General features: G+C 60.7%; 15 protein-coding genes and 3 pseudogenes. 10 read left to right on the forward strand and 8 right to left on the reverse strand.

All coding sequences use genetic code 11. From position 1 onward, the window contains the following. Positions 1–36: 36 nt before the first annotated feature. From codA to ACM6IV_RS04700, 5 genes are all read right to left on the reverse strand, one after another. The gene (gene codA / locus ACM6IV_RS04680) at positions 37–1,284 is read right to left on the reverse strand and encodes a cytosine deaminase (RefSeq protein ID WP_414868926.1); all 1,248 of its coding nucleotides are present in this window, start codon (positions 1,282–1,284) and stop codon (positions 37–39) included. A gap of 14 nt (positions 1,285–1,298) precedes the next feature. Beyond that, a complete protein-coding gene (codB, locus tag ACM6IV_RS04685; RefSeq protein WP_414868927.1) occupies positions 1,299–2,570 on the reverse strand; it encodes a cytosine permease in 1,272 nt (423 codons plus the stop codon). Positions 2,571–2,814: 244 nt separating this feature from the next. Then, positions 2,815–3,627: an alpha/beta fold hydrolase gene (locus ACM6IV_RS04690; protein WP_414868928.1), complete on the reverse strand. Its 813-nt coding sequence runs from the start codon at positions 3,625–3,627 to the stop codon at positions 2,815–2,817. 206 nt (positions 3,628–3,833) lie between these two features. Beyond that, the gene (gene queD / locus ACM6IV_RS04695; protein WP_007915588.1) at positions 3,834–4,190 is read right to left on the reverse strand and encodes a 6-carboxytetrahydropterin synthase QueD; all 357 of its coding nucleotides are present in this window, start codon (positions 4,188–4,190) and stop codon (positions 3,834–3,836) included. 85 nt (positions 4,191–4,275) lie between these two features. Continuing rightward, positions 4,276–5,355, reverse strand: coding sequence for a patatin-like phospholipase family protein (locus ACM6IV_RS04700; RefSeq protein WP_414868929.1), 1,080 nt, complete (start codon positions 5,353–5,355; stop codon positions 4,276–4,278). A 245-nt stretch (positions 5,356–5,600) separates the two neighbouring features. Between ACM6IV_RS04700 and ACM6IV_RS04705 the strand changes: the two genes are divergently transcribed. Genes ACM6IV_RS04705 through ACM6IV_RS04720 form a run of 4 tightly spaced genes read left to right on the forward strand, consistent with a single transcriptional unit; the run spans position 5,601 to position 8,202 of the window. Then, positions 5,601–5,909: a PepSY domain-containing protein gene (locus tag ACM6IV_RS04705; protein ID WP_414868930.1), complete on the forward strand. Its 309-nt coding sequence runs from the start codon at positions 5,601–5,603 to the stop codon at positions 5,907–5,909. Further along, positions 5,909–6,220, forward strand: coding sequence for a PepSY domain-containing protein (locus tag ACM6IV_RS04710; protein ID WP_007915591.1), 312 nt, complete (start codon positions 5,909–5,911; stop codon positions 6,218–6,220). Before ACM6IV_RS04705 ends, ACM6IV_RS04710 begins: the two co-directional genes overlap by 1 nt. A gap of 3 nt (positions 6,221–6,223) precedes the next feature. After that, positions 6,224–6,892 (forward strand): response regulator transcription factor, encoded by a 669-nt coding sequence (locus tag ACM6IV_RS04715; protein WP_038362523.1) that lies wholly within the window; start codon positions 6,224–6,226, stop codon positions 6,890–6,892. Continuing rightward, positions 6,889–8,202: a sensor histidine kinase gene (locus ACM6IV_RS04720; protein ID WP_414868931.1), complete on the forward strand. Its 1,314-nt coding sequence runs from the start codon at positions 6,889–6,891 to the stop codon at positions 8,200–8,202. The genes ACM6IV_RS04715 and ACM6IV_RS04720 overlap by 4 nt, the downstream gene beginning before the upstream one ends. A 296-nt stretch (positions 8,203–8,498) precedes the next feature. Here the strand turns inward: ACM6IV_RS04720 and ACM6IV_RS04725 are convergent, their stop codons facing one another. Both ACM6IV_RS04725 and ACM6IV_RS04730 read right to left on the reverse strand, forming a co-directional pair. Continuing rightward, positions 8,499–9,254 carry a methyl-accepting chemotaxis protein gene (locus ACM6IV_RS04725; RefSeq protein ID WP_414869601.1) on the reverse strand — a complete coding sequence of 252 codons (756 nt, stop codon included), beginning with the start codon at positions 9,252–9,254 and terminating at the stop codon, positions 8,499–8,501. 102 nt (positions 9,255–9,356) lie between these two features. After that, a pseudogene (locus ACM6IV_RS04730) lies at positions 9,357–10,877 on the reverse strand (HAMP domain-containing protein); the annotation flags it as partial. Positions 10,878–10,901: 24 nt separating this feature from the next. Here ACM6IV_RS04730 and ACM6IV_RS04735 point away from each other — a divergent pair. From ACM6IV_RS04735 to ACM6IV_RS04745, 3 genes and pseudogenes are all read left to right on the forward strand, one after another. After that, positions 10,902–12,218 carry a Na+/H+ antiporter family protein gene (locus ACM6IV_RS04735; RefSeq protein WP_414868932.1) on the forward strand — a complete coding sequence of 439 codons (1,317 nt, stop codon included), beginning with the start codon at positions 10,902–10,904 and terminating at the stop codon, positions 12,216–12,218. 196 nt (positions 12,219–12,414) lie between these two features. Further along, positions 12,415–13,191, forward strand: a pseudogene (locus tag ACM6IV_RS04740) (cache domain-containing protein); the annotation flags it as partial. Between the two features lie 312 nt (positions 13,192–13,503). Beyond that, a pseudogene (locus ACM6IV_RS04745) lies at positions 13,504–14,097 on the forward strand (methyl-accepting chemotaxis protein); the annotation flags it as partial. A 223-nt stretch (positions 14,098–14,320) separates the two neighbouring features. Here ACM6IV_RS04745 and ACM6IV_RS04750 read toward each other — a convergent pair. After that, complete coding sequence (locus ACM6IV_RS04750) at positions 14,321–15,256, reverse strand: LysR family transcriptional regulator (RefSeq protein WP_414868933.1); 936 nt, start codon at positions 15,254–15,256, stop codon at positions 14,321–14,323. Positions 15,257–15,369: 113 nt separating this feature from the next. Here ACM6IV_RS04750 and ACM6IV_RS04755 point away from each other — a divergent pair, with 113 nt between their 5' ends. The 3 genes from ACM6IV_RS04755 to ACM6IV_RS04765 all read left to right on the forward strand — a co-directional run bounded on the left by ACM6IV_RS04755 (position 15,370) and on the right by ACM6IV_RS04765 (position 17,196). Then, positions 15,370–15,855, forward strand: a complete 486-nt coding sequence (locus tag ACM6IV_RS04755) for a DMT family transporter (protein ID WP_095051024.1) — start codon at positions 15,370–15,372, stop codon at positions 15,853–15,855. Between the two features lie 3 nt (positions 15,856–15,858). Then, complete coding sequence (locus tag ACM6IV_RS04760; RefSeq protein WP_414868934.1) at positions 15,859–16,314, forward strand: DMT family transporter; 456 nt, start codon at positions 15,859–15,861, stop codon at positions 16,312–16,314. Between the two features lie 516 nt (positions 16,315–16,830). Beyond that, a complete protein-coding gene (locus ACM6IV_RS04765; RefSeq protein WP_414868935.1) occupies positions 16,831–17,196 on the forward strand; it encodes a DUF6124 family protein in 366 nt (121 codons plus the stop codon). Positions 17,197–17,201: the final 5 nt, after the last annotated feature.

A 17,201-nucleotide genomic window follows, 5' to 3' on the forward strand; every position in this document is an offset into this window, starting at 1 on the left:
TTGCCAGCGATGAGGCCATCAGCCCCGACACAAATCTCAGCTCAGTCCGGTACTGAATTCCACCACCGGCATCTGCCGCTTCATCAACACCTTGCCGCCGCGAATCGAATACAACGGCAAGCCCTGGCTACGAATCACCTCGTAATCACTGTCCGCCGACAGAATCAGCAGGTTCGCCGGGCGCCCCTGTTCCAGTCCATAGCGCTCACCCAGGTGCATGGCTTTGGCGCTGTTGTCGGTGACCAGATCCAGCGCACTTTGCAAGTTGCGGTAACCGAGCATGTGGCAGATGTGCAATCCGGCCTCAAGCACGCGCAGGATGTTACCGTTGCCCAGCGGATACCACGGGTCGACGATGGAGTCCTGGCCGAAACACACGTTCATGCCGGCTTCGAGCAATTCATTGACGCGGGTGACGCCCCGGCGTTTCGGGAAGTTGTCGAAGCGGCCTTGCAGGTGAATGCTTTCGGTCGGGCAGGAGACAAAACTGATTCCGGAATGTCCGAGCAAACGGAACAGTTTGGCGCAGTAGGCGTTGTCGTATGAACCCATCGCCGTGGTGTGGCTGGCGGTGACGAGGGCGCCCATGTCGCGGCTGCGTGCTTCTTCGGCGAGCACTTCGAGAAAGCGCGAATGCGGATCGTCGGTTTCGTCGCAATGTACGTCGACCAGGCAACCGGTGCGCTCGGCCAGGTCCATCAGAAACCTCACCGAACTGACGCCCTGATCGCGGGTGTACTCGAAATGCGGAATCCCGCCGACCACGTCCGCACCCATGCGGATCGCTTCTTCCATCAGCTCGCGACCGTTGCGGAACGATTCGATGCCTTCCTGAGGAAAGGCGACGATTTGCAGGTCAATGAGGTGACGGCTTTCCTCGCGCACTTCGAGCATGGCTTTGAGCGCGGTGAGTTGCGGGTCGGTGACGTCGACATGGGTGCGCACGTGCTGGATGCCGTGAGCCGCCAGCGCTTGAATGGTTTTCTTCGCGCGGGTCTTGGTGTCTTCTTCGGTGATGGTGACCTTGCGTTCGCCCCAGCACTCGATGCCTTCGAACAGCGTGCCGCTCATGTTCCAGCGCGGTTCGCCGGCGGTGAGGGTGGCGTCGAGGTGAATGTGCGGCTCGACGAAGGGCGGCACCACCAGATTGCCGCCGGCGTCGAGGTCGTCCGGGCCGAGGGTGGGCGCTTCGGTCTGCCGGGCGATGCTGTGGATCAGGCCGTTTTCAAGGTGTAGTTCGTGCAAACCTTCCTGGTTGCGCAAACGGGCATTGATGATGTGCATCAGGCGAATCCTTTTTATAGGTCTTGTAGTGGCGCGGTCGCGCTGCGAGCGCCGAGCACGCCGGTGACGATGACATACGTTAGCGCGGCAGCGGCGATCCCTACCAGCGGCGCGACCCACGGCGAGTTGAACGCGGCCACCGTACCCACCGCGTAGGCCCCGAGGCCCGGCCAGTTGAACGCCGGCAACCGTGCGTCGGCCAGACGCGGATAATGCCCGCGCCAACGAAAGAAAAAGTCCGCCATGATCACCCCGCCAATCGGCGGAATCACCGTGCCGAGCAGGATCAGGTAGGGCACCAGCATGTCGTACATGCCCAGCAGTGCGAGCAGGGTGCCGATCACCGCGCCAGCCAGGGTCACGGTTTTGCGCCGACCGGTGCGCAGCAGGTTGCAGCCGGCGACGGCGAAGTTATAGATGGTGTTGTCCTGGGTGCTCCAGATGTTCAGCAGCAGCATCGCCATCGCGGCCATGGCAAAACCTTGCAACAGCAGCACTTCCACCACGTCCGGTTGCTGGTAGACGATGGCGCCGTACGCGCCGATCAGCACCATCAGGCCGTTGCCGATGAAGAAACCGATCAGGCTGGCCAGCACCGCCACCCGCGCCGAACGCGAAAAGCGTGTCCAGTTGGTCGCTTGCGTGGCGCCGCTGACGAAGGTGCCGAACACCAGGGTGATCGCCGTCGACCAGTCCAGCGAACCGGTCGGCACGACACTGAGCAACCCCTCGAAACCGCCGACTTTCACCGTCGCCACCCACATCGACAGCATCAGCAGCAACATCATCGCTGGCACGGCGATGTACGACAAAATCTCCAGACCGCGATAACCGACATACGCTGTAGCGCAGAACACCAGGCCGAACAGCACCATCAAACCGAGCACCGTGCCTTGCTCAAGATTGAAGTATTTGCCGAGTACTACAGCAGCCGTCGCGGTGCCCCAGGCGTACCAGCCGATCTGGGTGAAGCCGAGGATCAGGTCGCTGAGTTTGCTGCCGACTTCGCCGAAGCAGAAGCGGCCCATCAACACTGAGTTGAGGCCGCTTTTGAAGGCGATGTAACCCAGCCCTGCCGCGTATAAACCCAGCAGCAGATTGCCGACGATGATCACTGCCATCATCTCGCCGAAACTGAACGCCACGCCCAGCTTGCCGCCGGCAAACATGGTCGCGGTAAAAAAGGTAAAACCGAGCAGCACCATCGCCGTCGAGGCCAGGCCTTTGCGTGCGTGCATCGGAACTTCGCTGAGGGGGTAATCGTTGCCGGGATCGTTTTGCGTCATGGGGCGGTCCTTGCAGGAAGAGAGGAGACGCGGGGGAGGGTTGCAGTGGTCGTGCCAAACAATGGCATTGCGCGGTATGTATAGACGAGGCGGCGATCTTCGGCGCGAAATGGTGCATCTGACGTGACCGAAGCCCAATGTGGGAGCGGACTTGCTCGCGAAAGCAGTGTGTCAGTCAACCTATGTGCTGATCGACAGAATGCCTTCGCGAGCAAGCCCGCTCCCACAGAGGATTTGTGTTGGCTCAGAGGAAGCGCAGCAGGGCGGCAACGATGGCTTCCGGAGCGTCTTCCTGGACGAGGTGGCCGGCGTTGGGAATCGGGTGGAATTGTGATCCCGGGATCATCTGCTGTAACGCGCGGCCACGTTCGATGGGAATCCACTGGTCCTCTTCGCCCCAGAGAATTTGCACGGGGCAGCGAATCGTCGGATACAGGCTTTCCGCTTCACGGGTATAGCGCTCGTCCATCTGCGCAATCTGCCGGTAGAACGCCGCTTGCCCCGGATCGCCCAGCCACGGCTGCACGTAGGGCGCGAGTTCATCGTCGGGGATATCCCGGTGAATCGCCCCGCGAATGTAAGTCGGCACGATGGCGCGCTGGATGTAATCAGGCAGGCCAGTGAACGCCGCTTCATGCTGACGCACATGCTGCACGAACGGTGAACCCCAGGGCGACAGCGCGACCGGATCGATCAGGGTCAGGCTGCGGTAATCCCTGCCGTTGAGCAGGTGCGCGCGCAGCACGGTGGCACCGCCGAAGTCATGGGCGACGACGTCCGGGCGTTGCAGCTTCCAGTGATCGAGCAGTTGCGCCAGCAGGTGGTTTTGCACGCCGAGGGAGACGTCGGCGTCGGGTTGTTCGGAGCGCCCGTAGCCCAGCAGATCGAAATAATGCACGCGATGGCTGGCGAAAAAGTGCGGCGCGATCCGGTGCCACACGTACGACGAAAACGGCGTGCCATGCACGAACACCAGCGGCGGGCCGTCGCCGCGCACGGCGTAGCGGACCTGTCGGCCGTTGAAGTCAAAGACCTGATCCAGCAACCAGTCTGTCATGGGCCTGTCCTCTTGGCGGGTGGGAGCCAAAAAGCATAGGCGTAAAAAAACAGCCGTGAAGGCTGTTCTTGAACATCAACGCTATTCCCCTGTGGGAGCGGGCTTGCTCGCGAAAGCGGTGTGTCAGTCACATCAATGTTGAAGGTTCCGACGCCTTCGCGGGCAAGCCCGCTCCCACAGGGTTTTGCAGTGTTCTCTGGATCGAGTTACTCACCGCGATAGATGCAACCGCTGGTGCACGTCTCGTGAATACGGATCGCGCTCAGCTCTGGCAGTAGCGGCTTCATTTCATTCCAGATGAATTTGGCCAGCACTTCGCTGGTCGGGTTTTCCAGGCCCGGAATGTCGTTCAGGTAGTTGTGATCCAGACGCTCGTACAGCGGCTTGAAGATCGCTTTGATCTCGGAGAAATCGCGGATCCAACCAGTGTGCGGATCGAGGTCGCCGCTGAGGTGAAGCGCCACTTTGAACGAGTGACCGTGCAGACGCCCGCACTTGTGGCCGTCCGGGACGTGCGGCAGGCGGTGGGCGGATTCGAAGGTAAATTCTTTGAAGATTTCCACGGTATTTTCAGCTCTGTTCAGATGGCGTTCGCCGCAGCGATTCGGGCAGGCGGCGAGTTTACCAGCTTGTGTTTGGCCGTGCTGACTAAAGGGTCAGCAAGCGCTCGGCGAGGTGACCATTGGCAGTCAGTTCAAGGAACTCGTCACCCAGACGCCGGCTCTCGTCCATCGCTGCATGCCAGTATTTCTGCCGGCTCGCTGCATCGCCCATGAAGCGTTTGAAGTCGTTGCGGTCGGGCAGTTTGCCGTAGGGCAGGCGCGCCAGATATTCCTTCGACGGCGCGAGTAGCAGGACGTCCTGCAAGCGCTCCACCGAGGCTTTGCGCCACGGCAGAGTCTTGTCGAACCAGCCGGGAATCACCCGATCGGTGAAGTGCGGATAGAGGACGATGCCGTCGCCGCTGTAGGGCAGGTCGAGATGATAATCGAGCAGACCGCCATCGCGGAACGTGCCAGCACCGGCGCCCGGCAGGTCGCGTACACCTTCCATGACCATCGGGATCGAACCCGAAGCCAACAGCGCTTGGCGCAAATTGCCGGCATTCAGGGCGACGAAGCGCGACGGGAAATCGTTCAGCGCATTCACCGGTGGCGCGAGGCGTGGGTCGTGGATGATCAACCGTTCGAAGTGCCGGGACAGCCGCGCGCGGCCACGCAGGTTGTCGGCGATCACCGAACCCAGTGCCAGACCCAAGCGACCGCGATGGTCATCAGCCAGACGTCCCTGACTTTTCACCACCATGATGTTCAAACGGTAATGGGCGTTGTCGAGGATGCTCGCGTCGCGGCCGTCGAGCAGGTCGTTGAGCATGCGCTGCGAGCTCTGGCTGATCTCGGCCATGGTCACGCCTTTGTTGAAGTTCTGCTCGGCGTACAGATGACCGAGACGGCGCAGACCTTCGGCAGCGTCCGGCAGACACGCGCTGGCGAAGCGCCAGGAACCGACCGAGGCGCCAATCAGCGAACGCTCGCGCGGCGCGCTCGGCAGCCATTCACCGAACAGCGCCAGATCCAGCCCCTGAATGCCCAACGCCTTCGGCCCACCGGCGGCGCCGGGCAGGGTGCCGACGTCGGCAGCGTCCAGGCCCTGGGCACGAATGCGCGCCATGGCGCGCGGGCCAGCCTTGAGGGTGAGGGCGGGGAATTTGATGTGGATGGCGGTCATACCGGTCTCGATCGTTAGCAAGCGAAGGATTATAGAACGATGATGTCCCCTGTGGGAGCGAGCTTGCTCGCGAAAGCGTAGGGTCAGTCAACGATGATGTGTCTGATACACCGCCTTCGCGAGCAAGCTCGCTCCCACAGGGGGGGTATATGTTGAGCTGGAGCAATGATGGCAATTCAGTTTCAGTTAAGTTGACCCCGTTAAGGTGCCCACCGTAAAGCAATACATAAAAATACGGAGACACCATGAAAACCCTGACTGCCCTGTCCATTGCCTCGCTCATCGGCTTCACTGCCAGCCTCGCTCACGCCCGCGATCTCGGCCCTGACGAAGCCCTGCGGCTGCGCGACGCTGGTACTATCGTCTCCTTCGAGAAGCTCAACGCCACGGCGCTGGAAAAACACCCGGGTTCGACGATCACCGATACCGAGCTGGAGGAGCAGTACGGCAAGTACATCTACCAGATCGAAATGCGTGATCCGCAGGGGCTGGAGTGGGATCTGGAATTAGACGCGGTGACTGGGCAGGTTCTCAAGGATCATCAGGATACGTAATGAAGGTTAATGTTCGCGCCACCCGTCGTACGGCGTTGGCGCTGGTGATGTGTTGCTCGACGGCGATGGCTCGCGACCTCGGCCCGGACGAAGCGCTGGATCTGCGCAAGCAGGGCGTGATTCTGCCGCTGGAGCAAGTGCTGCAGCAGGCGATGGATCGCTATCCCGGCGCGAAACTGCTGGAAGTCGAGCTGGAAGAAAAACACGACGTCTACATTTATGAAGTCGAATTGCTCACCGTCGAAGGTGTCGCCCGTGAGCTGCACTTGAAGGCCGATACCGGTGAACTTGTGAAAGACAAGGAAGATTGATCGATGCGTTTGCTATTGGTGGAAGACCACGTCCCGCTGGCCGACGAATTGCTCGCCAGCCTGCAACGCCAGGGTTACGCGGTGGATTGGCTGGCGGACGGTCGTGATGCGTTGTATCAGGGCAGCAGCGAACCCTATGACCTGATCATTCTCGACCTCGGCCTGCCGGGCGTGCCGGGACTTGAGGTATTGGCGCAGTGGCGTGCCGGCGGTCTGGCGATTCCGGTGCTGATCCTCACGGCGCGTGATTCCTGGGCCGAGCGCATCGAAGGCCTCAAAGCCGGCGCCGACGATTACCTGACCAAACCGTTCCACCCCGAAGAGCTGCAGTTGCGCATTCAATCGCTGCTGCGCCGCTCAAAAGGTCAGGCCAATCAGCCGACGTTGCAGGCGGCCGGTCTGCATCTGGACGAAGGTCGCCAGTGCGTGGTGCGTGACGGCGCCGATATTCAACTGACCGCCGCCGAATTCCGTCTGCTGCGCTATTTCATGCTGCACCCGGAGCAGATCCTTTCCAAAAGCCACCTCGCCGAACACCTCTACGACGGTGAAACCGAGCGCGATTCCAACGTCCTCGAAGTGCACGTCAATCACCTGCGCCGCAAGCTCGGCAAAAGCGTGATCGAAACCCGTCGCGGCCAGGGTTACCTGTTCGGCGGACAAGCTTCGTGAGATCGATCCAGCGCCGCTTGAGCCTGGGTCTGATCAGCGTGATGGTGATCGTCGGTGTGGTGGTCGCACAAACCAGCCTGTGGTTGTTCGAAGTGGGTTTGCAGCGCTACCTCGAAGCCGGCCTGCGCAACGACAGCGAAAGCCTGCTGGTGGCGTTGGTGCGCGGCCCACAAGGCTTGCAACTGGACGAGCGGCATCTGTCACCGGCCTATCAGCGGCCGTTTTCCGGGCACTATTTCCGTATCGATTTTGCCGACAGCCACTGGCGCTCGCGCTCCTTGTGGGATCAGGACCTGCCGCTGCTTGACCATCCCGGGCTGCACAGCAATCTGCAACTGGGCCCGGACGGCCAGCAGTTGCTGGTGCTGCGCTCGGATTATCGGCGCTTGGGCCAGTCGATTTCGATCAGCGTCGCGCAGGATTACACACCCGTTCGCGAGAGCTTCCAGCGCATGCGCCAGATCGGTCTGGGCATGGGGCTGGCGGCATTGCTGTTGATTCTGTTCTTGCAGCGATTGACCGTGCGCCGCGCCTTGAAACCGCTGGAGAGGGCCCGCGAACAGATCGCGCAATTGCAGCAGGGCCAGCGCTCGCAACTCGATGATCAGGTGCCGGTGGAACTGGAGCCGTTGGTGGCGCAGATCAACCATTTGCTCGCCCACACTGAAGACAGCCTCAAGCGCTCGCGCAATGCCTTGGGCAATCTCGGACACGCCTTGAAAACGCCGCTGGCGGTGCTGTTGAGCCTGGCGTCCAGCGAAAAACTCGATGCGCATCCCGAGTTGCGCAAGGTGCTCAAGGAGCAGCTGGAGCAGGTGCAGCAGCGCCTCAATCGCGAGTTGAACCGTGCGCGTCTGTCCGGCGATGCGTTGCCGGGGGCGTTGTTTGATTGCGATGCTGAATTGCCGGGGTTGCTGGCCACGCTGAACATGATTCACGGCGAGCATCTGGCGCTGAGTTATGTGGCGCCGGCGGGATTGCAACTGCCGTGGGATCGTGAGGATTTGCTCGAACTGCTTGGCAACTTGCTGGACAACGCCTGCAAGTGGGCGGATGCCGAAGTGCGCCTGAGCGTGATCGAGCGTACCGATGGCTTTGCCTTGAGCGTGGAGGATGACGGCCCGGGGATTCCCGAAGAACAGCGCACTGAGGTGTTCAGCCGGGGGACGCGGCTGGATGAGCAGACCCACGGGCATGGCTTGGGGCTGGGGATTGTCCGCGATATTGTCGAGACCTGGGGCGGGTTGTTGGTGTTGGGCGAGAGCGAGTGGGGCGGGTTGAAAGTAGTGATCGAGTTGCCTCGGCGGTGAGCCTTTTAGAAGCCCCTCACCCTAACCCTCTCCCGGAGGGAGAGGGGACTGACCGCGTTGTTTATTCGAGGTACACCGACGTGAGATACCGAGTCGAACTCAGGCTTTGAAAGCCTCCCCGTGATCTGATACCGGGTCGACCTCAGGTTTTGAACGCCTTCCCGTGACCCGAAATACCGAGCCGGACTCAGATTTTGAATGACATGAAGATCGGCTCCCTTTCCCCCTCGCCCCCCTTGGGGGGAGAGGGCTGGGGTGAGGGGGCATGGATCTACCTGACACCCCCCAATCTCGAATCAAACCCGAAACTGATCCATCAAACTCTGCTGCTGATTCGCCAGACTATTGAGCGACTGGCTCACCCGCGCCGACTCATTCGCCTGCCCGGACAGCGACTCGGTCACATCACGGATCGTCGCCACGTTGTTATTGATCTCCTCGGCCACCGCACTTTGCTCTTCCGCGGCACTGGCGATCTGCAGGTTCATGTCGCTGATCACCGTCACCGCATCACCAATCTGGCGCAGCGCGGTCACCGCCTGACCCACCTGTTCGACACTGCCCTGAGCCTGACGATGACTGTTGCCCATCGAACCGACCACATCCTGCGTACCGGTTTGCAGTTGCTCGATCACCTGACGGGTTTCCTCTACCGATTCTTGCGTGCGGCGGGCGAGGTTACGCACCTCGTCGGCGACCACGGCAAAACCACGTCCGGCTTCACCGGCACGCGCCGCTTCAATCGCGGCGTTCAGCGCGAGCAGGTTGGTCTGTTCGGCGATGGCGCGGATGGTTTCCAGCACCGTGCCGATCTTCTCGCTATTGGCGGCCAGCCCTTCGACTTGCATCATCGCCGCGCTCATGTCGGCAGCGAGGGTATCAATGCTCGCCGTGGTGCGATCGATCACGGTCAGGCCCTGACGGGTCGCGCGATCAGCATCTTTGGCGGCTTCGGCAGCCTGCGCAGCGCTGCGGGCGACGTCTTGCGCGGTGGCGCTCATTTCGTGGGACGCGGTGGCGACCTGATCGACCTGGCGGTATTGCTGTTCCATGCCGGCGCTGGTCTGGGTGGCGATGGCCGAAGACTGGTCGGCGGTGTTGCGCGCGTCCTGCACCGAGCGTTTCACCTCGGCGATGATCGGCTGCAACTTGTCGAGGAACTTGTTGAACCAACCGGCCAGTTGTCCGAGTTCGTCCTGCTTGTCGTAGGCCAGACGGCGGGTCAGATCGCCTTCGCCGCTGGCAATGTCTTCAAGCATGTGCGCCACGCCGAGGATCGGCTTGGTCACGCTGCGCGCCATCAGCCACACCAGCAGCAGACCGATCAGCGCCGCCAGCACGCCCAGGCTTAACTCGATCAGCGTGCCAGAGGTGTTGCTCGCATCCAGTTGCTGCTTGAGCGCTTCGGCACGGCTGACCAGGACTTTTTCCGGCACATCCAACAGCACGCCCCATGAAGGACCACCCGGAATCGGCTGAAACGGCGACAGCACTTTCAGCTGGCCATTGCTATGCAGGCTGCTGACGCTGGCGCTGGAAGCGAGTTTGCTCAGCAGTTCGGCACCGCTGGTTTTATCCACGGCATCCAGACGCTGGCTGAGTTTGCCGGCATCCGGGCTGTAACCGGCGAGCAGGCCGACGGGGCTGACGATGCTGACGGCGGTCTGGCCGTCATAGAGCTTTTGGCTGGCGCTCTGGCTGATCGCTTGCAGACTGTTGAGGTTGATGTCGACCGACAGCGAAGCGATGACTTTGCCGTTGACCATCAGCGGGAAGACGATGCTGGTCATCAGCACCTTTTGCCCGTCGATCACATAAAAGTACGGTTCGATCACGCACGGTTTGAGCGTGGCGCGCGGGCAAGTGAACCAGGCATTGGCCGCCTGACCGCTGGGGCCGGTGCTGGTGTCGGCCATGTCGCTTTCCGGCAGGGCCATCGAGGTGACTTTGCCTGGTGTTGGCTGCGACCAGTACAGGGCGAACCGGCCCTTGTCGTTGCTGCCGAGTTCATTTTGTCCGGCAAACAGCTCGTCCTTGCCGTCCAGCGCGTTGGCTTCGAACACCAGCGACAGGCCGAGGAGGTCAGGATTGGCTTGCAGCGCCGATTTGACCTGCCGGGTCATGTCTTCGCGCAGGTCGAAGGCATCGAGGAAACGCTTCTCGGCCTGTTCGCGCAGGAACAGCACCTGCCGCGAGAAACCGTGGCCGTACTGATAGGCGTCCATGAACTGCTGGCGGATGCCGGCAGCCTGCACTTCACCTTGCGACTCGATGCGCGCTTGCGCCGACTCGGTGAGCATTTCCATGCTCGAAGCTTTCACCAGTTCAGAACTGTGCTCCATGCGATACAGCGATAGACCCACCAACAGGGTCACGATACCGGCCAGGCACAGGCCGGCGAGCAGGGTGATTTTCCATTGGATGGAAAGTTGTCTGAGCGACATGGAGACGTCCTTATTCGATAAATATCTGAGACTTTGCACTGTAACGGCCGCAAATCGGCTTTCTTTATCCTTGAAACACAATATGGCGGATTGCCGCACCCGAAATCGCCCGCTCGCTTTGACACTGCGGCCACTCTGCGGCACAGTGCGCGCCCTTCTAATAAGACCCTCTTTGCAAATCCGCCGGTTTAGCGTTGGCGGACTCATCCTGTCTGGCGATGTGGTTTCCATCGCAGTGTTTTTTGAGGTAGTGAAATGAATGCAGTCATAGCGGCGGTCGGCGTCATGCTGATACTCAGCCTGTCCCGCGTGCACGTGGTGATCGCCCTGATCGTCGGCGCGCTGGTCGGCGGCCTGTCCGGTGGTCTGGGCATCGATGCCACGCTCAAGGCGTTCAACAGCGGCCTGGGCGGCGGCGCAACGGTGGCGTTGTCCTACGCCTTGCTCGGCGCGTTCGCCGTGGCGATTGCCAAGTCCGGCCTGGCCCATGCGCTGGCCGACAAGGCGCTGGCGATGGTCGATCGCCAGCATGCGACCGGCGGCAACAGCGTCAAGTGGCTGCTGATCGGCCTGTTGTGGGTGGTGGCGATTGCTTCGCAAAACATTCTGCCGATCCACATCGCGTTCATTCCGCTGCTGGTGCCGCCGCTTTTATATGTACTGACCAAGCTGCAACTCGACCGCCGCTTGATCGCCTGCGTCATGACGTTCGGTCTGATCACGCCGTACATGTTCCTGCCGGTGGGCTTCGGCAACATCTTCCTCAATGAAATTCTGTTGGCGAATGTTGCGCGCAGCGGCGTCGACATCAGTGGCATCAATGTCACCCACGCCATGGGCATTCCGGCGCTGGGCATGTTGGTGGGATTGGGCATTGCCTTTATCAGCTACCGCAAAAAGCGTGTTTACGACCTGACGAAGATCGAACAAGTCGAACAGGTGGCGGTGCAATACAATCCGCTGAGCCTGGCGATTGCCGGGGTGGCGATTGCCGCCGCGTTCATTGTGCAGTTGCTGCTGGACTCGATGATTATCGGGGCGCTGGTCGGTTTTCTGATTTTCTCGGCGTCCGGCATCGTCAAGTGGCGCGAGACCGATGATCTGTTTACCGAAGGCATGAAGATGATGGCGATGATCGGCTTCATCATGATTGCCTCCTCCGGTTTTGGCGAAGTGATCAAGGCCACCGGGGAAGTGCAGACGCTTGTGCAAACGTCGGCGGCGTGGATCGACCACAGCAAGGGCATCGGCGCCTTGATGATGTTGCTGGTGGGTTTGCTGGTGACCATGGGTATCGGTTCGTCCTTCTCGACCGTACCGATCCTGGCGGTGATTTTCGTGCCGCTGTGCGTGCAACTGGGCTTCAGCCCGATCGCGATTGTCTGCATTGTTGGCACCGCCGGTGCACTGGGCGATGCCGGTTCGCCGGCCTCGGATTCGACCCTCGGCCCGACCTCCGGTTTGAACATCGACGGCCAGCATCACCATATCTGGGACACCGTGGTGCCGACGTTTTTGCATTACAACCTGCCGTTGCTGGCGTTCGGCTGGGTGGCCGCGATGGTTCTGTAACACCCCAAATCTCCCAGTGGGAGCGGGCTTGCTCGCGAAAGCGGTGTATCAGACGCAGAATTGCTGACTGAAACGACGCCTTCGCGAGCAAGCCCGCTCCCACAAGGGAATGCAGCGTCTGCAGCTCAACTTTTGTGATGGCGTGCCGTTAAAGCCTTTAACCACGCCAATAAAACCAAAAGAGTGAGCTCCCACAATGCGCCTGAGCCTCAAGGCTAAAGTCCTGTCCCTCGCCGTTCTCCCGGTGTTGCTCTTCGCGCTGGTCATCAGCCTGACCACGCTGTTCATCCTTCAGGAACAAGCGCACAAAGAGGTCGAACAGACCCGCGAGCGTTTGCTCGGCGACGCCAAAGCCACCCTGCAAAGTTATGTCGCCGTGGCCATGACCACCATCAAACCGCTCTACGACGCCGCCGCGCCGGGTGACGTCGAGGCGCGGGCGCAGGCGATCAAATTGCTCTCGGGCATTCGCTACGGCAAGGATGGCTACTTCTTCGGCTACGACTCCGAAACCGTGCGCCTGTTCAAGGCGAACGACCCGGAAGGCGTGGGCAAAAGCTTCAAGGACAACCGCGACCCCAACGGCGTCTACGTCAACCGCGGCCTGGTGAGCGTGGCGAAGGACGGCACCCACTATCTGCAATACAGCTCGCCGCTGCCGGGCAATGCGCAAGTGCTGGTGCCGAAACTCGGTTACACCGAATACCTGGCCAAGTGGGACATGGCCGTCGGTACCTCGGTCAACCTCGACGGCATTGAAGCGCAAGTGGCGCTGGTCGAAGCGCAGGTGCAGGAACGCATGCAAGGCGTGGTGCTGAGCATCGTCGGCGTGGCGGTGCTGGTGCTGTTGGTGATCGCGGCGGCGGGGATGCTGCTGGCGAACACTATTTTGCGTCCGTTGACCCTGATGAAAGCCAACCTCGACGATATCGCGGCGGGTGAGGGCGATCTGACCCGGCGCCTGAACATCACCAGTCAGGACGAACTCGGCGAACTGGCCGGCTCGTTCAACCGCTTCGTCGACAAGATCCATGGCCTGGTGCGGCAGATCACCGAGATGACCACGCAACTCACCGGTCTGGTGACGCAGGTCTCGGATCAGGCGCAGCGCTCGGATCAAGCGATGGAGCGTCAGCGCCACGAAACCGATCAGGTTGCCACGGCGATCAACGAAATGTCCGCCGCCGCGCAGGAAGTGGCCAAGAGTGCGCAGAACGCCGCCGTCGCCGCGCAACAGACCGATGAAGAAGGCCAGAGCGCCAAACGCGTGGTGGCCGGCAGCATCAAACAGATTCATGCGCTGGTCGATGACATCCGCAGCAGTGGCGTGTCGCTCGACAGCCTGCAGCAGGACGTGACGTCGATTGTCGGCGTGCTCGGGGTGATTCGTTCGATCGCCGAGCAGACCAACCTGTTGGCGCTTAACGCCGCGATTGAAGCGGCGCGGGCCGGTGAGGCCGGGCGTGGCTTTGCGGTGGTAGCGGACGAAGTGCGGGCGTTGGCCAGTCGCACGCAGATCAGCACCCAGGAAATTCAGGGCATGATCGACCGTTTGCAGGCGGGTACGCAGCAAGCGGTGGAGGCGATGCGCCGTTCCAGCGAAGCGGGTGACGGCACTTCACAGCAAGCCAATCAGGCCGGCGCTTCGCTGGATGCGATGGCGGAACTGATCGCGACGATCAACTCGATGAACGCGCAGATTGCCAGTGCGGCGGAAGAGCAGACGGCCGTGGCGGAAGAGATCAACCGCAGCGTGCATCAGATCGCGGTGGCGGTGGACAGCGTGGCCGATGAAACGCAGTTGGGCGCGCAGACTTCGCGCAGTCTGGCGGAGCTGGGGCAGCGGTTGGGCAAACTTGTGGGCCAGTTCCGGATCTGACAGTTTGAAAAGCCCCTCACCCTAGCCCTCCCGAAACGTCGGACCGCCCGTAGGGAGAGGGGACTGATTGGGGGATGCTATGGAGCTACGCCGACCTGAAACAGCTTTACCGAATCCATAATCGACTGAATCTTTCAGGTCGATGGATGGCCCGAGACACCACGGTCAGTCCCCTCTCCCTCCGGGAGAGGGTTAAGGTGAGGGGCTTTTGATCTTCAAAGGCTCAAGGCCTGTCCCAGTAAGGCACTTCACCAAAGCACTCAACGAAGAAATCAATCACCGTCCGCACCTTCACCGACAACCGGCGACTCCCCGGCCACAACACCGCAATCTGCTGCGGCTCGAGACTATTCGACACCTGATAGCCCTCCAGCACCGGCACCAGCGTCCCTTCACGCACCGCTTCACCAATCAGCCACGACGGAAACATCACCAGCCCCAGGCCTTGCTCGGCGGCTTGGGTGAGGGTGTCGGCGTGGTTACCGGTGATCGGGCCTTTGACCGAATACGGCGTCCAGTCCGCGCCATCGCGGCGGAAAAACCAGCGTTGCTGACCGGCCGCGCCTTTGTAAGCCAGGCACTGATGGTGGGCGAGATCTTCAGGCTGCTGCGGCGTGCCGTAACGTTTCAAGTAAGCCGGGCTGGCCGCGACCTGAAAGCGATGCGGCGCCAGTATCCGTGCCTGCATGCTCGAGTCGTGCAGCGGGCCGATACGAAACAGCAGATCGGCGCCTTCCTGCAGCGGGTCGACGTAATGGTCAGTCTGCTGGATATCCAGTTGCAGCTTCGGATAGCGCGCGCACAACTGGCCCAGCCACGGCGTCAGATGCCGCTGGCCGAACACCACCGGGGCGTTGATGCGCACCAGACCGGTAGGTTCGCTTTGCTGTTCCTGCAAGGCCTGTTCGGCTTCTTCCAGTTGCACCAGCACCAGCCGCGCATGGTGACCGAGCATGCGCCCGGCTTCGGTCGGCGTCACGGCGCGGGTGTGGCGATAGAGCAATTGCTGGTTCAGCGCCTGCTCCATCAATTGAATCTGCCGCGAAATCGACGACGGCGCTACACCTTCACGGCGGGCGACTTCGGAAAAACTGCCATGGTCGAGGACGGCTACAAACAACCTTAATGCCTTGAATCCCAGTTCATTGAGTCCGTGCATGGATCGTCCTGCTGTGCGAGTTACGCAAAAGTGTTGTCCGGATGCTCCCATTTATCGCACAGCGGCGCCAGCCGATAATCCGCGCCATCGTTTACTTGAGTGGAATGTTGTTTATGCAGACGTTGGATGAGGTGAGTGTCAGCGCACCGGCGACGAAATCGGGGTTGCGTTTGTTGCTGTTGCCGCTAGTGATCCTCGCGGGGATGGGCTTGTCGGTAGAGGCGGGGTTGCTCGGGCCGTTGGGTGTGCAGGTCGGGCATCTGTGGGCGACCTTGAGCATTTTTGGTGTCGGCTCGGCGATTCTGTTTTTACTGCTGTTGTTCGCCGGCCCGCAAAAAGGCCCGGCGCTGACTGATCTGCCGCGCTGGCAGTTGATTGGCGGGTTTCTGGGGCCAATGTATGTGGTGGTACTGACCTTGGCCACGCCGCATATCGGCATTGCCATGACCATGATCGCGATTCTTTCCGGGCAGGTCGGCAAGAGCGTGTTGATCGACCATTTCGGCTGGTTCGGCGCGACGCGCAAGAAGGTCAATGCCGAACGATGGCTGGCGTTGGGGTTGATTGTGGCGGCACTTGTTTTGATTGCGCGGGGGTGAATGATGAGTCTGGTTATCTTGTTGGCAGTGGTGGTGCTCGCCGGCGCGGTGTTGAGCGTGCAGGCGGCAATCAATGGGCGCTTGGGCGAATCCGTCGGGGTCTTGCGCAGCAGTTTGCTGACCTTTGTTGTGGGGGCGGTTACGACCGGGTTGCTGATTTTGTTTTTTGAGCCGGCGCATGCGGTGAGTCTGTTGGATGTGCCCAAGTGGCAGTTGACCGGGGCACTGTTTGGCGTGGTCTACATGATGGTGATGGTCGGCGCAGTGCCGGTGGTGGGCACGGCTGTGGCGACGGTGGCGGTGATTGTCGGGCAGTTGGGGATGGGCATGTTGATTGATAACTTTGGCTGGTTGGGGAATCCGGCGATTGAGCTTTCTTCGAGTCGGATACTGGCGATGGTGTGTTTGGGGTTGGCTTTGGTGTTTATGTATCGGAGCAGTTCGCGTCGGGTTGGCTGAGTTGAGTACATAGCTCGGTATTTCATGTCGGCGTACCTCATCCAGACACCTCGGTCAGTCCCCTCTCCCTCTGGGAGAGGGTTAGGGTGAGGGTCGATTTCGCCGACACGACAAAAAACTTGAAGCGCTCTCTGTCCGGCGTTTCCCGAGCCTGAACATGATTTTCTGAGCGCGTTTAAAGTACACGAACCGTTACGCCATAACGGCTACAACACCTTGCGCCGTTACCTACGCGTACGCCAGAATCCGCCGGCTTACGCGGCTATAGGCCGGGCGATATCGTTTCCTTGTCACTGAAAAACAGTGATCGGGTTTGGTAGCCCGTCTGTAATAGCTGTGTGGCGACCCCTTATAGAGTTTCTTTCGTGAGACTCGGCATTACGGTGGTCATGCGTGGGGCTCACTCGTGAGCGCCGGGTTCCTATTGCAGCCGGTCTACCAACCCGCGTATGGCCGCCACCCACTCGTTTGGTAGCGACGGTGACGGCTCCTTAAACTGCGATAGGAGTTTCATCCATGTTCAAAATCACGCCCAACCCACCACAAACCGATCCAATACCCCACGATCCTTCACTTGACCCGCGAAAGGTCAAAGAAGCATCTGATCGGGCGCTCGACTATTACCTCAAACCCGAAAACCTGGCGGCCCCGCCAAACTCGCCCAGGTTTCGCCCCGTCTATCTCGTCGACCCCACGCTGGATGACGAAACCCTGCTGGTCGAGGCCTGCGAGTCGCTTTCATACGCCCATGCCATGGCCGGTAATATCGCCAACTCAATCGGCGGCCCGGAACGCAAACCGCTGCTGGCGCTGCAACAGGTGATCATGCTCAACGAGCTGTTGGTTAATCGACTGCTGGATAAGCTGAAGTTGCCTCAGTAGTCACG

Origin of the sequence: Pseudomonas sp. IT-347P (assembly GCF_949768005.1) — a bacterium.
Lineage (GTDB): Bacteria > Pseudomonadota > Gammaproteobacteria > Pseudomonadales > Pseudomonadaceae > Aquipseudomonas.

Coding starts and splice junctions, on each gene's coding strand:
- codA (WP_414868926.1), bottom strand. CDS start 1,284: ATGCACATCATCAATGCCCGTTTGCGCAACCAGGAAGGTTTGCACGAA.
- codB (WP_414868927.1), bottom strand. CDS start 2,570: ATGACGCAAAACGATCCCGGCAACGATTACCCCCTCAGCGAAGTTCCG.
- ACM6IV_RS04690 (WP_414868928.1), bottom strand. CDS start 3,627: ATGACAGACTGGTTGCTGGATCAGGTCTTTGACTTCAACGGCCGACAG.
- ACM6IV_RS04700 (WP_414868929.1), bottom strand. CDS start 5,355: ATGACCGCCATCCACATCAAATTCCCCGCCCTCACCCTCAAGGCTGGC.
- ACM6IV_RS04705 (WP_414868930.1), top strand. CDS start 5,601: ATGAAAACCCTGACTGCCCTGTCCATTGCCTCGCTCATCGGCTTCACT.
- ACM6IV_RS04710 (WP_007915591.1), top strand. CDS start 5,909: ATGAAGGTTAATGTTCGCGCCACCCGTCGTACGGCGTTGGCGCTGGTG.
- ACM6IV_RS04715 (WP_038362523.1), top strand. CDS start 6,224: ATGCGTTTGCTATTGGTGGAAGACCACGTCCCGCTGGCCGACGAATTG.
- ACM6IV_RS04725 (WP_414869601.1), bottom strand. CDS start 9,254: ATGGAACAGCAATACCGCCAGGTCGATCAGGTCGCCACCGCGTCCCAC.
- ACM6IV_RS04735 (WP_414868932.1), top strand. CDS start 10,902: ATGAATGCAGTCATAGCGGCGGTCGGCGTCATGCTGATACTCAGCCTG.
- ACM6IV_RS04750 (WP_414868933.1), bottom strand. CDS start 15,256: ATGCACGGACTCAATGAACTGGGATTCAAGGCATTAAGGTTGTTTGTA.
- ACM6IV_RS04755 (WP_095051024.1), top strand. CDS start 15,370: ATGCAGACGTTGGATGAGGTGAGTGTCAGCGCACCGGCGACGAAATCG.
- ACM6IV_RS04760 (WP_414868934.1), top strand. CDS start 15,859: ATGAGTCTGGTTATCTTGTTGGCAGTGGTGGTGCTCGCCGGCGCGGTG.
- ACM6IV_RS04765 (WP_414868935.1), top strand. CDS start 16,831: ATGTTCAAAATCACGCCCAACCCACCACAAACCGATCCAATACCCCAC.